Raw genomic sequence first — 13,956 nt, 5'->3', positions numbered from 1 at the left:
CTGCATTGGCCTGCCGGTGACGGCGCAGCTCTGCTTCAGCGGTGCCGGGGAGCCGGGTAGCGGCGCCAGCTCTTCCTGGGGCGACCCTGCAGTGACTGGGTGGTCGCTCACGGTTCCCTCGAGCATCTTCTGCACCGCGACGCGGAGTTCGTCGTGATCCAATCGCTACAATAGGTTCTTCACACCTCACCCGACTCATGCGGGTGAGGTGTGAGAACGATCTTCGGCAACCCTCTTTTTAAACGCGACCAATGGGCTTGGGCTATGATGAATGTTCCTGCATTCCGAAAGAGTCTTCATGTAAATGTCGTGCCGCAGGAAGGCGCCGTCGTCTCGCATGAGTTAGGCGAGATGGTGCTCGGCGGGAACTTGGAACAGGCCGTTGTCTCCTTGATCGACGGAAAGCGCACGGCAGACGACATTGCAGATGCGCTTTCCGACCGCTTCCCCAAAGCGAATGTCTACCACGCTCTCCTAGCGCTCGAGCAACAGAGCGTCGCCTATGATCGGGCGGATCCCGGCAACGAGTCCCTGCCGCCTCAGTGGCATTACCTTGCAGGTGATCTCAAGAAAGCGGGTCAAATCGTCCGCCAGACCGTCATTCAGGTTGTGGCAATACCCGGTCTCAATCGCACGCCGGACGTCGAAGCATTCCATGCGTATGGTCTCGCCACCGGTTCTGGCGGGACATTCGAGGTTGTTTTCGCGGACGATTATCTTGAACCGAGCTTGGAGGAGCGCAACCGCAACGCCCTCGCTACCGGCCGTCCATGGATGCTGGTGAAGCCAACAGGCATCCGGCCCTTGATCGGGCCAATATTCCGACCTGGAGTCACAGCCTGCTGGGAATGCTTGGCTCGGCGCCTTCGAAGCCGCCGCGGGATCGACGCTTACGTTTCGACTCACCATGCAACTGCGGTCGCCGTGGCGGAGCAATTCGACGCCCCGACAAGGGCCATAGAAGAACTTGCCGCGCTTCAGGTCGCGAGATGGGTGGCAGGGGCAGAGAACTCTTCCCTCGAAGGAAAGATCGTGACCCTCGACCTTTCTAGCCTCGTGACTGCTTCGCATCCTGTGAGCCGCAATCCGGAATGCCCTGCTTGCGGCACGCCGCGGCCGCGCGTCCTTCAGCAGTCGCTGAAACTCGACAATCGTTCCCGCATCACGTCAGTAGACACGGGTCACCGAGTCTCGTCGGCGGAGGAAACCTTTGGGCGTTATCAGCATCTCATCAGCCCAGTCACAGGAATTGTCTCCGAGGTCATTCCGATCCCGACGCCGAGCGACGAGGTCATCAAGCTGTGCGTAGCAAATCACAATTTCGCGCTGAGCAACGAGTCGCTCTTTTTCCTGACCAACAGCATGCAGTCCCGAAGCTGCGGTAAGGGTATGACCGACGCTCAAGCGCGAGTCGGCGCTCTGTGCGAAGCTCTCGAGCGCTATTGCGGCGCGTTCCAGGGCGACGAGGTCACCAGTCGGACAACACTGAGGGATCTCGGTAATCGAGGCATTCATCCAAATGACTGCATGCTCTTCAGCGAGCGGCAGTACTTGGAGCGTGAGCGATGGAATACAGCTGGCTCTGGGTTCAACGTGGTGCCGGTGCCATTCCAACCTGACCAATTGATGGATTGGACACCCGTCTGGTCGTTCAGCGCTCGAGATTTTCGATATCTGCCCTCGGCCTATCTCTATTACGGCTATTCGAGTCAGGGTGGGCCGCTGTCGTGCTGGGCGGACTCCAACGGTAACGCGGCGGGGAACACGCTCGAGGAAGCGATCGTCCAGGGGTTCCTCGAACTTGTCGAACGGGATGCGGTTGCCATCTGGTGGTACAACCGGCTCAGCCGACCTGAGGTCGATCTCAGCACGTTCCATAACGCTTATATTGGCCGATGCGTCGATTTCTACGCGCGACATGGGCGCCAGCTCTGGGTGCTCGACCTGACCACCGACCTCGGCATTCCCGTCTTCGCTGCCGTCAGCCGGCGTATGAACCAGGAACCTGAGGAAATCATCTTTGGATTTGGCGCACATCTCGATCCAGAAGTTGCTCTCACACGGTCCTTGGTCGAGATGAACCAGTTCTTGCCGCTCGTCAACGGCCCGATCGGTCCTGATGGTCAACGCATCCTCGCCTACCAGGACCCGGGTGCGATCCAGTGGTGGCGAACGGCGACTGTTTCCGCCCAGCCTTACCTCTTGCCCAATATGGAGATCCGCCCACGTTGCGCAGCCGACTACCCCGTGCTTGCAAGCGATGACCAGCTTGTCGACCTGATGACGTGCGTCACGCGCGCTCAGGTCCTTGGGCTTGAGACTTTGGTGCTCGATCAGACGCGCGCCGAAATCGGCCTGCCTGTGGCGAAGGTGATCGTGCCGGGTCTTCGGCATTTCTGGGCGCGCTTCGCCCCAGGTCGCCTCTATGACCTACCCGTACGGATGGGTTGGCAATCCCGTCCGATTGACGAGACGGAACTTAATCCTGTCGCGATATTCGTTTGAGGTAACCGAACATGACAGCCATAGCCCAAGACGCACCCATTCTCGATGTCGGCCTCGTGGCAGGACTGATGGTCGCAAACGGATATGAGATCGCCCTGTCCAATCTCCCGTTACATTCAACGCATGGGAGAAACGTCTGGGATGCCATTCCGCACGAAGGAGGTCAGAACCAAACCGATGCAGGGGCGGTTCGTATCGTGGTGAAAGGCCCACGCGGTCCCGCCACATTGCCGATTCCTGGCAACTGCGCTAAGGCCCTCGCTCTGCTCACGGCAACACCAGACACCGAGAACGATATTATCAGCACGCTCGGCAATCGTCCGTCGGACCAGGCTCGTGAGAGCCTTCGCCTCGTTCTCGAATCCCTCGCATGCCTAGGGGCTCTGCGCCGCGTGGTCATGGATGGCCGGAAGGTGCTGGCGATCATCGAGCCGCTTGGCGAGTACTATCGCTTTCAGTTCACGAATCCAATCGATCCGGACGCGACACTGCGCGCCGTGCGATTTTGCCTGATGCGACCAGATGATGGAGGGATGGTGATCGAGTCACCATTGAGCCACGCCCGGATCCATGTCGTTGAACCGGCGATTGCAACGCTGGTGGCAAGGCTCGCCACGGCTCAGGACCTCAAGACGCTTCAAAGATCGTCTCCGGAAATCCCAACGCTCTGCATCCTGACGCTTATGTCGCTTATGCTCGCGAACGGCTTCGTGACTATGACTGGATCTCCTCCGGGGGACGCCGATCAGACCTTGCCGCTACAGCATTGGGAGTTTCATGACCTTTATTTTCATACCCGTAGCCGGCGTGGCAGGCATAACAACGCGATGGGCGCATCGTTCCGTTTCAGGGAAAGGACGAATCCTCCGCCTGCGATCAAGGCGCCGATGTCCCTCCACAGCATCCCCTTGCCTCGACCGGATATGAACGCGCTGCTCGTCAATGACATGTCGGTCACCGCAGCGATCGAACTCAGAGCATCAATCCGCGAACCTGCGGCACGTGCTATCGCTCTCCAGGAGCTGGGACACTTTCTCTATCGGTGTGCACGCGTGCGTACCAGAAGCCAGATGCACGAGCTGGAGTTGACGAGCCGCCCTTATCCTAGCGGCGGTGCAAGCTACGAGCTCGAGATTTACCCGGTGGTGGATCGCTGCCATGGGCTGCTTAACGGCCTCTATCATTATGATCCGCTGGCTCACGCCCTTGAGCCTTTGCTCCCAAGTAGTGCGGCGACCGAGCGCTTCATCTTTGACGCCTACACCGCGAGCGCCGGCGCCGCGCGGCCCAACATTCTGTTCGTGATCACAGCCCGCATACAGCGTGTCGCCTGGAAATACTCGTCGATCGCCTATGCGACGATCCTCAAGAATGTCGGGGCTCTTTACCAGACTATGTACATTGTCGCGACGGCCATGAGGCTTGGTCCATGCGCAGTGGGTGCAGGAGATAGCGATCTTTTCTGTCTGACGCTGGGCAACGACTACTACGAAGAGAGCGCAGTGGGCGAGTTTATGTTGGGCGCGCGAAACATCAGCTGAGCCAGGCGCAGTGGGAGACGCATCGATGCCCAGGGGCAGCAGCCGAACCGCGAAGAAACCTGTTTCAGGCAAAGAGGAAGGGAGACATGCAATGCAGGCCTCAACCGTCAATCTCAACGCTGTGATTCCCTTAGAGGCCTTCAGGACAGTCAATGCCGGTTTGTCACGGCCAGAGATGGAGCTCGCGATCAGCCAAGCGCAAACCTTGTTCGATGAACTCTACGTTCATCTCCTGCTTAAGCAGTCGATGCATGCGGTCGATCCTGTTCAACGCCTCAAGACTATGATGCTGCGCCTTGGCAGCATCGGTAACGAGAACGAATTTCATCGCCAGATGATCGCCACGTTCGTGAGCGTTCAAGACCTTCACACTAATTATCTTCTGCCGGAGCCTTACAGGTCGGCGGTCGCCTTCCTACCGTTCATGGTCGAGGAATATTACGATGCAGCCGGGTTCCCACACTATCCAGTTACGCGTGTGATGCCGCAGGCTATTCAGCGGCCCTTCGAGCCGGGGGTGGAAATCACTCACTGGAACGGGATGCCCGTAGTCAATGCGATTACCCTCAACGCAGCTGATCATGCGGGGAGCAACGCGGCGGCGCGACACCTGCAGGGACTTCTAACGATGACGACCCGCCCGCTCCTGCAATCCCTGTCACCGCGCGAGGATTGGGTGACTCTCACCTTCAACCACCGCAGCGGCGTCGGTGAAATTCGCTTCCCCTGGATGGTCTTCCGGCCCCGACCGACCCCCGCCGCTGTGCCTGCCGACGACGCGGACGCTGCTGGCTCATCAACCCTCGGCGTCGACGTCGGGCTGGAAAAGGCGCATCGTGCCCGACAACTGCTCTTCGTGCCGGAATCGGCCAACCGGGAGACCCTCGCCGGCGCCGCACCTGTAGACGGCCGTCAGATCAGCGATGTCCCAACGCAAAATCCGACGACATTTCCAAACGAGATCGAGTTTGGCATCAAGCGCACAAGCTCCGGTATTTTCGGATTCCTGCGCCTGCGCAGTTTCGACATCCAGGATGTGCAGGCCTATGTGACCGAGATCATGAGAATTCTCGGCCGCTTGCCCGGCAATGGCCTTATCCTTGATGTCAGGAGCAATCCGGGCGGCAACATTCTCGCCGGTGAGCATCTGCTGCAGTTGTTCACCGACAAGGCCATCGAGCCAGAACCCGTTCAAATCCGCAACACCGTTGGAACGGGCGTGCTGTCGCGGGCGGAGCTGCTCTCCCAGTGGAACCGATCGATCATGCTGTCTGTGGAGACCGGCGACATGTACTCGCAACCGTTTCCGGTCTCATCCCGTGAAACGACCAACGCAATCGGGCGCAAATATTTTGGCCCGGTCGCGCTTATCATCGACGCGGCGTGCTACAGCACCACCGACTTCTTCTCCGCAGGCTTCCAGGATCATCAGATCGGCCCCGTGCTCGGCTATGATCAGACAACGGGAGCGGGTGGCGCCAATGTGTGGACGCACGAACTCTTCCGCCAGCTCTGGCCCGACCGTAAGCACCAGGCGTTCTTGCCGCTACCGAAGGGGATGAGCATGCGGGCAGCGTTCCGGCGTTCCATCCGAGTCGGGGCAAATGCCGGCATTCCTGTCGAGGATCTCGGCGTAAGCGCGAATTTCCATCATCGTCGCACCCAGCGCGACATTCTCGAGAATGATGCCGATCTTTATGACGAGGCCGGACGCATTCTAACTACGCTTGCGTGAGATTGGTCGAGGTCTGGGCCAGCTTCCGCTGCTGACCAGACCTTTGTGCCCCGACGTGATAATGATGATGTTGCCTGGAGAAAACTCAACCGGCGTGGCGTCACAAATCTAAATCGAAGTCGCGCCGACGGTCTGAACCGATGTGAGGCTGCAAATGACAGGTAACACCTTCAGCACGTTGCGACTTCAACCGGACGACTTGTCGCAGCCCGATTTTCACACGTTTGTCCTAGATATCAATGATCGTCTCGACGCCGTGCGGCAGGATCGGGAGGAGTTTTATCGGCAGCGGCGAGAAGAAAATACGAAGTGGGTCAACGGCTCCAGACGATTTCTAGCGTTGGCCGGCGCCGCGGCTCTGCTACTCACGGCCGCCGCGGCGGCCCTTAGGTTCATGCCGGAGGAAGTTCTAGGAAGGCTCACTGGGTTGGACGCATGGGTCCTAGTAGTGGCTCTTATCATCTATGCGATTATGTCCGCCGTCGCCCTCTACGAGAAAGGCACGGATAAGACATCCTCGTACTTCCGCCATCTAACGATCAGCATCGCAATCCGTGATCTTTGGAACAAATTCCAATTTGCCATTCTGAGAGAGTACCCGGAACTCAAAGCCTCCGCCGATCCGATCGGCGCCCGTAAGCGAATATGCGAACTCGCGGAAGCATTCTGTAAGGATCTGGATAAGCTTACGGGTGGAGAACTCGCGGATTGGCGATCTGAGTTCATGGCCTCCCTCTCCGAACTCGAGGAGACTGCCAAGGCCGGTCGTAACGATGTTGAGGTGCGACTAGACAAGCTTGTGCAAGCCGCCGCCAAAGCAGCCGATGCAGCCGTCCGCGCCGCGGCAGAAGCCGAGGCGGCGACGAAACCCGGTCACCTGAACTTGACGATTGCCGGTCCTTCAGACGGCGAGGTTACCATCCGCATCGACGGTATTGTGAGGGCACAGGGCAATGCGGGCAAGTTCGCGATTGAGAAAATTAATCCTGGCGTGCACAGGCTGTCTGCCGCAGCAAAATTGCCTGCGGGCGATGTGCAAGTGGAGGAGATGATAGAGATTAAGCCCGGGATTCAAGGCTATAACATTGCGCTGACTTAGGGCTAACCGCTTCGGCCGCCTGGCGCGGAGCCGTAGCGGCCGCACCTACATACTTCGGGGGCGAACGATGGCGGAAAAGGGACGAGAACCGGTTGCGACGGCACTCCTATTGAAACTTCGCGGCACTGCTGCCACCGGGATGTCGATGGCAGCGAGAAATTTAGCGAAGGGAAGCGAGCTACTACTCGAAACTGGAGTCGACGCTAAGGGTCTCGGCTTCGCCGGCTCCGAGCCTGCGCAGTGGGTCCGCGTTAATACCGCCGATAACCCGTGGGATCACGCCCATGCGATGATGCGGGCCGGCTTTGCCGCCGGAAGCGGTGACTTACTGGCTGCAGAACCGGAGTTTGAGCAGCAATGGACAGTCGAGCCACAGGCGAGCGGTAAAGGTCTAATTGATCCGCAAAGCGGCAAAGGTGGACGGGCAGTCGGTCCGCATGACCGTTGGCACCTCGATGCGCAGTTCAGCGGCCTCGCTGATGCGCGCTCCGCCGTTAGCGACCATGCACAGCGGCAGGTGCTTATAGCACATGTCGATACCGGCTACGATCCTGGCCATCATTTCAGGCCGGCCCGTGTCGAGACGCAAGATGAACGCAATTTTGTGAAGGGGGAAGGTGACGCGCGTAGCGCGCGAGACGTTACGCCGAACGGTGTGATGAACAATCCCGGCCACGGAACGGGGACGATCGGCATCCTCTCGGGGCCGGAAATCGGTGGTGCGCCGGGTGCGCGGGTGCTGCCCATCCGGATCGCCGATTCCGTCGTGCGGTTCCGCACCGGCACCATGGCGCAAGGTTTTGATTATGCGCTGTCAAAGGGTACCCATGTACTGTCGATGAGCATGGGCGGGCTAGCGTCGGCTATTCTCGCCGATGCCGTCAACAAGTGTTATGACGGTGGCCTGGTCATGGTAACGGCAGCCGGCAACAATTACGACGGCTTGCCGGTACGGTCGATCGTCTATCCTGCCCGGATGCGTCGCGTTGTCGCTGCGTGTGGCATCATGGCCAATCTCAAGGCATATGCCGGCCTCGATACCGGCACCATGGAAGGTTGCTACGGTCCGCCCAGCAAGATGTTGACCGCGCTTTCAGGATTCACCCCGAATATTCCCTGGCCCGAGATCGGCCATCCGGATGTGGTCGACCAGGACGGACAGGGCACATCGGCGGCGACGCCGCAGGTGGCCGCTGCCGCAGCGCTGTGGATCGCGAAATACATGCCCCAACTCGAATCGCTGCCGGAAAACTGGATGCGCGGCGAGGCTGTCCGGCAGGCACTTTTTCGAAGCGCCTCTCTGGGGGGGCGCAGCAAACCGGATCCGAAGCTTGGCTGGGGCGCTGTCAAGGCTGTGGAGCTTCTCTCGCAGGTGCCACTCGGCGTCCATCAGCTGACAGCTGCACCGCCTGCAAGCGCCAGTTGGGCATGGCTCAAGCTTTTTTCGGGTGAGGGAGTGGGACTCGCCGTCTCCTGCGCCGATGCGGCAAATCGCCTGCTTGGCCTTGAGCTCGCTCAGCTTGCCCAGCGCGACCCTCAGGTCGCCCAAGTGATTGCCGACCCGGATGCCGATCAGGTGCAGAAGTCGGACATCCGCCGGTGCCTGGAAGCAGCAGAAGCCTCCCCGCTTGCATCGAAACCGTTGAAGCATGCACTTGCTGGCAGCCTCGCGGGAAGAAGGAAGACCCTAACTTCTCCCTCAGCGCGACCATCGCCTGCTTCCGGCCCGATTGCAACAGCGCCGAGCCTGGTGAAGGCACCAGAGCGCCGGCGATTGCGAATCTTTGCCGTCGATCCGAGCCTTGGTGGCTCACTCAATTCCTACGAGGATCAGATCGCCACAATCGACGTGCGTAACGAGCCCGATCTCGCACCTGGACCTGTAGGCGAATATCTCGAAGTCGTCGATGTCGACCCGGCCTCCGACCGTGCCTATCCTCCGGTGAATCTCAACGACCCCAACCTGCTCCTGCAGGATGGTGCGACGCCGTCGGAAGGCAATCCGGCCTTCCATCAGCAAATGACCTATGCCGTTGCCATGCGCACGATCGAGCATTTTGAGCTCGCTTTGGGCCGTAAAGCGCTCTGGGCGCCGAAGAATTGGTCGGGAAAGGTCGGAGAGCCCAATCTCTTTGTCCGCCGCCTTCGCATCTACCCGCACGCGCTCCGACAACAAAACGCCTACTACAGCCCCGATCATATAGCCCTGATGTTCGGCTATTTTCCCGCGAATTCCCGAGTTTCCGATCTCACACCCCCGGGCACGATGGTGTTTACCTGCCTGTCAGCCGATATCATCGCGCACGAGACAACACATGCACTGCTTGATGGCCAGGCTCGCACCATGCGGGAACCGTCTAATCCAGATGTTCGCGCGTTTCACGAGGCATTTGCCGACATCGTGGCGCTCTTTCAACAGTTCACCTATCACGACCTCGTCAGACGTGAAATCGCCCGCGCGCGAACCAATCTTTCCGCGGCGAGCATGCTCGGCAAGCTTGCGTCGCAATTCGGCGAAGGCACCGGCCTCGGCGGAGCGTTGCGCCGCTACCCCGACTTGCCGCCGAAGATCACCTACGCAACAACGTTTGCCACACATGCGCGTGGATCGCTGCTCGTGGCCGCTGTCTATCAGGCGTTTCTCGGCATTGTCGAAAGGCGCACTGGAGATTTTATCCGACTGGCCACTGGTGGCACCGGTGTTTTGCCCGAGGGCGCTATCAACCCAGGTCTAGTGAGCCGGCTGACCGACGAAACGTGTAAGGCGGCCGCGCATGTCCTCAAGATTTGCATTCGTGCCATCGATTATTGTCCACCGGTGGACATCACGTTCGGCGAATATCTGCGCGCGATCATCACCGCTGATCTCGACGAGATGCCGGAAGATCGCTACGGCTACCGTGTTGCCTTTCTCGAAGCTTTCAGGAAACGTCAGCTTCTGCCACGCAGCCTGCGTACAGTGTCGGTTGATACGCTTTGCTGGCGCCAATGGGAGGGACCTCAGCCGGCTTGGCTCGCCCCGGCAATCAAGCAGTTGGACATCGATGTCACGGCAAGCTTTTCCCGCGAGGAGATATTCACCCTCAGCGAGGAGCGCCGCGAAAAGCTTCGGGCGAGCATCGAGAAAGGACTGAACTCACAGGAGGACTGCGACCGACTTGGCTTACAATATAAGCTGCCCTATTTCGCATCGCTTGTGTCGAATGGCTATTCGCGCGGCACGACTTTCATGGTCGACAACGTACGCGTGGCCAAGCGGGTTCGCGAGGATGGTGATCTGAATGCCCAACTCATCGTCGTGGTCCGTCAGCGCCGTCCAGAATCTCTGGCTGTCGCCGCATCCGACGACCAGTCGCAAATGTTTTGGTTCCGCGGTGGCGCGACCCTCATCATCGATCTGTTGGGGAAGAATGGCCCGCGAATCCGCTATGCAATCCTGAAGCCAATCGTCAGTCCAAGCCGGGTGGCGCGCGAGCGCAGCTACAAACTGGGCGACGTCAGCGACACGCTCCGCTCGATGTATTTCGGCGGCAACGATTTTGCCATACGGGAACCGTTTGCGATCATTCATCAGTCGAGGGACGAAGATGAGCAATCTGACAATTGATATCCGCTGCTACTGCCACGGCCTCGGCGATTGCATGCTGCTCAAGTTACCCAAGCCGGATGGCACACCTTTTCGGATGTTAATCGATTGCGGTATACACAGCGCCGCAAGCGGCGGAGCCGCCAAAATGCGCGACATTGCCGCCGACATTCTCAAGGAAACTGAGGGATGGCTCGATGTCCTCGTTATAACGCACGAACATTGGGATCATCTCTCGGGCTTCTTGCAGGCCGCGGACTTGTTCGCAGGTCTCAAAGTCGGCGAGGTCTGGTTCAGCTGGGCCGAAGACCCCAATGATGCGGACGGGCGCAAGCTCGATCGCTTCAAGGCTGATGCGGCGTCCACGCTCGCTTCTTCCGCCTTGCGCCTGAACGCCGCTCCCGGTATGTCCGAAATGGCACGGGGCCTAAACTCGTTGCTGGGCTTCATATTCGGCCTAGAAGGTGAAAAGGTAAGGATGGCACGCGAGGCTGCCCGAAAAATGTCCTCCGTCGTCCGCCACCTTGAGCCAGGAAGGCTTGCGCCGCTTCCCCAAGTTCCGGGCATCCGCGTTTATGTTCTTGGACCGCCCCGCGATCCGAAGCTGCTGGGCACCGAAGATATACTCTCGGAAACGTACGCAATCGGACCGAGCGCACTCTCTGTGGCGCCGATTGCCAATGGGCTTAGTCTTAATGAGGGGACCCTCAGTATCGACGACGATCCAGCTGCACCTTTCGACGGTACGGTCGGTTCGTCATTGTCCGCCATGCGGCAGGGCGTTTGGCCGGAGGATCCTGCTGCCGCCTCCCTGTTCTGGGGATGCTATTTCGGGCCGGCGAAAGTGTCACGTGCCGACGGCGACCAAGCGTGGCGTCGCATCGACTATGACTGGCTTGCCAGTTCGGTTGATCTGGCCCTGCAGCTCGATAGTAGGACCAACAATACCAGTCTGGTGCTTGCTTTCGAATTCGTCGAAACTGGGCGTGTTCTCCTTTTCGCCGCCGATGCACAGATTGGAAATTGGTTGAGCTGGGAGAAGGTAAACTTTCCCGCTGATGGGAATCGCCCTGCCAAAACCGCTGACGATCTGCTCCGGCGAACCGTCTTCTACAAGGTCGGCCACCATGGAAGCCGCAATGCCACGCGCGCCGCGGCACTCGAAAAGATGGATCATTCTGCTCTGGTCGCGTTCAGCCCGACCGACGAGGATTTGGCCGGGAAGGTGCGCTGGAAGGACTTCCCGGCGCCAAAAACCTCCCAACGTTTGCGTGAATTGACGTCAGGTCGATTCATTCAATCGGATAGCAAGTGGATTCACAATCCTGAAGTCGACATTCCAGTTGCAAAAGGTGGAGCACTGCAATTCGGGGTATTACGGGGAAAGGCTGGCAATGTTGGATACGTAGATTTGCAGCTCGCGTAGTCGCGAGCGCACAGGCTTCAGTCTTACTTTTTGGTCTGCATGGACTGTTATTTCGACAATTCCAGCGGACTCATAGCCCTACATTAGAACAGGGCATCAGGCGGGAGAGCGTTTTTGCGCCTGCGCGAGTGGTTCCGCGAATGAAACGATAGGCTCGTTGAGCCCTGGCGGTTCGTGTCTATAGGAACTTGTAGTAGACCTGATCCGCGTGAATGTCCGCTTCGGCGATATGCTCGCCGAAACCCGCCAATCGTGAGCGCGACGAGCATCCCACGGCTTTCGTCTGTTGACGCAGGAGGAGCCGTCCGCTGTTTTAGAACTTCTGCTTTGCGCGCTTTGGCATGAAGTAGCTTCGGATATTGACGAGCGCCTCGGCGACGGCAGCAGCATCCTTGTGGGTAGCTGGTCCTTTTGTCTCGCTGAGCTTGCGGATTGGCGCAATGATGTCGCCAGTGACGGCATGACCGCGAACGACGGGCCGCCACAGCTTCGGCGCGAACCCGGTTCCCATCAGAAAGCAGACGTCCCAGTCCATGGCATCAAAGGTCTGATCATCGATCCTGGTGAACCTGGGCCGGTGGTCTTTTGGCGTTTCGGCGAGGCTCGCCGAGATGCGGTTATATTCCGCAACGATGGTCTGTACGGCCCGATGCTCGGTCGTTTCCATCGGCAGGTTCAGTGCCTCCGGGCCAGTCAGCTCCGGGATCCATTGACGTGGGTCGATAAACTTCGGGCCGATGATGAGAGCCGTGAGATAGCCATCGAGACCGCTCATTGACCAGATTGGCGATGCCGGACGACGTGCCCTGATGAAGGCTTCGAACGCCTCGTCATCGAGCTTCGGTCGTACCGTCGTCCCTTGGCTGTTCTGTGTCATGCCGCCCGTCGCTCCTGATCTGCAATGTCCTCGCGTTCGGCCTTCCAAGCCCACGGCAATAGGCTTTCCATCCGGTTGGCTTTCACTTTGCCGGAGATGATGCGTTCCAGCACATCGGCAAGCCAGACTTCAGGATCCACGCCGTTAAGCTTTGCCGTGTTGATCAGTGATGCGAGCACAGCGAAAGTCTCTCCGCCGCGCGCACTGCCCACGAACAAGGAATTCTTCCTCGTCAGGGCCACCGATTTCATCGAACGCTCGACCACATTGGAGTCTACTTCGATCCGGCCATCCTCTAGGAAGGCTGCCAGTCCGTTCCAGTGGTTGAGCGTGTAGGTGACGGCCTTGCCAAGCGCCGATTTTGCCGACACCTCGTCGCTCAGTTCGGTGAGCTGGGCCTTCAGTTCGCTCATGATGGGCGCTGCCTCGCGACGCCGCACCCTCAGCCGGGTATCGGCACTTTCGCCTCGGATCTTCGCTTCGATGCGATAGATCTCGGCAATCCTGGCAAGGATCGACAGCGCCTCCGAGGAGCCGGTCAGTTTGACGACATCGACGAACTTGCGCCGCGCATGGGCAAGGCAGAACGCCAGCCGCATGGGGGCGACATTGCTCTTCCCCCGGCGCTTGGCCATGGTCTTATAGGCTTGGTAGCCATCGACTTGAAGCACGCCGCCAAACGACGATAGTTGCCCCTCGACCTCACGGGCGCTGCGGCTTTCGGCAAAGATATAGGCGACCGCCGGTGGCGCCGGACCATTCCATGGGCGATCATCGATGGCCTGTGCCCATAACTGGCAGAGCTTGGTGCGCTTGCGCCCCGGATCGAGCCGCGGAAGCGGCGTCTCGTCACAGAACACCCTTGGCTGGGAGCGGATGAAGGCGGTAAGCGCATCGTAGAGAAGCTCGAGCCACCAAGCGATCCGCGTCACCCAGGCGCCGAGCGTGCCGCGATCGATCACCACGCCGCAGGAGGCAAGCATCTGCGCCTGGCGATGCAGCGGCAGATGCCAGGCAAACTTCGAAACGGCGACATGGGCGGCAAAGGCCGTAGTCACCATGCCGCCGTCCATCACACGCGCCGGCGCGGGCGCTTGCACAACAACGCTTTCGCAGGCCCGGCATGCGTAGCGCGGCCGGATCGTCCGTTTGACCCGGACAACAGCCGGCACGATGTCGAGCGCCTC

At 59.4% G+C, this 13,956-nt stretch carries 9 protein-coding genes; 6 read left to right on the top strand and 3 right to left on the bottom strand.

Annotated features, from left to right (window positions below; all coding sequences use genetic code 11):
- Positions 1-474 precede the first annotated feature (474 nt).
- Positions 475-657 (bottom strand): hypothetical protein, encoded by a 183-nt coding sequence (locus FB009_RS32905; protein WP_186447689.1) that lies wholly within the window; start codon positions 655-657, stop codon positions 475-477.
- Positions 658-774: 117 nt separating this feature from the next.
- Here FB009_RS32905 and FB009_RS28795 point away from each other — a divergent pair, with 117 nt between their 5' ends.
- The 6 genes from FB009_RS28795 (at position 775) to FB009_RS28770 (ending at position 11,892) form a co-directional block, all read left to right on the top strand.
- A complete protein-coding gene (locus tag FB009_RS28795; RefSeq protein WP_234888309.1) occupies positions 775-2,505 on the top strand; it encodes a TOMM precursor leader peptide-binding protein in 1,731 nt (576 codons plus the stop codon).
- A 68-nt stretch (positions 2,506-2,573) separates the two neighbouring features.
- Positions 2,574-4,046 carry a SagB/ThcOx family dehydrogenase gene (locus tag FB009_RS28790; RefSeq protein WP_186447687.1) on the top strand — a complete coding sequence of 491 codons (1,473 nt, stop codon included), beginning with the start codon at positions 2,574-2,576 and terminating at the stop codon, positions 4,044-4,046.
- Positions 4,047-4,137: 91 nt separating this feature from the next.
- Positions 4,138-5,781 carry a S41 family peptidase gene (locus tag FB009_RS28785; protein ID WP_186447686.1) on the top strand — a complete coding sequence of 548 codons (1,644 nt, stop codon included), beginning with the start codon at positions 4,138-4,140 and terminating at the stop codon, positions 5,779-5,781.
- A gap of 154 nt (positions 5,782-5,935) precedes the next feature.
- A complete protein-coding gene (locus tag FB009_RS28780; protein WP_145162619.1) occupies positions 5,936-6,880 on the top strand; it encodes a hypothetical protein in 945 nt (314 codons plus the stop codon).
- Between the two features lie 145 nt (positions 6,881-7,025).
- Complete coding sequence (locus FB009_RS28775; protein WP_145162616.1) at positions 7,026-10,487, top strand: S8 family serine peptidase; 3,462 nt, start codon at positions 7,026-7,028, stop codon at positions 10,485-10,487.
- Positions 10,468-11,892: an MBL fold metallo-hydrolase gene (locus tag FB009_RS28770; protein WP_145162613.1), complete on the top strand. Its 1,425-nt coding sequence runs from the start codon at positions 10,468-10,470 to the stop codon at positions 11,890-11,892. Before FB009_RS28775 ends, FB009_RS28770 begins: the two co-directional genes overlap by 20 nt.
- A gap of 313 nt (positions 11,893-12,205) precedes the next feature.
- On the opposite strand, the gene FB009_RS28765 is transcribed toward FB009_RS28770, so the two are convergent.
- Positions 12,206-12,769 (bottom strand): UPF0149 family protein, encoded by a 564-nt coding sequence (locus FB009_RS28765; RefSeq protein WP_011970372.1) that lies wholly within the window; start codon positions 12,767-12,769, stop codon positions 12,206-12,208.
- Positions 12,766-13,956, bottom strand: a 1,191-nt coding sequence (locus FB009_RS28760) for an IS66-like element ISSme3 family transposase (RefSeq protein WP_145162610.1), incomplete at its 5' end; no start/stop codon positions are given. The genes FB009_RS28760 and FB009_RS28765, both read right to left, overlap by 4 nt.

The organism is Sinorhizobium medicae, from assembly GCF_007827695.1.
GTDB lineage: Bacteria > Pseudomonadota > Alphaproteobacteria > Rhizobiales > Rhizobiaceae > Sinorhizobium > Sinorhizobium medicae.
The sequence above is the reverse complement of the archived record's forward strand: the minus strand, read 5'-3'. Positions and strand labels throughout refer to the sequence as shown.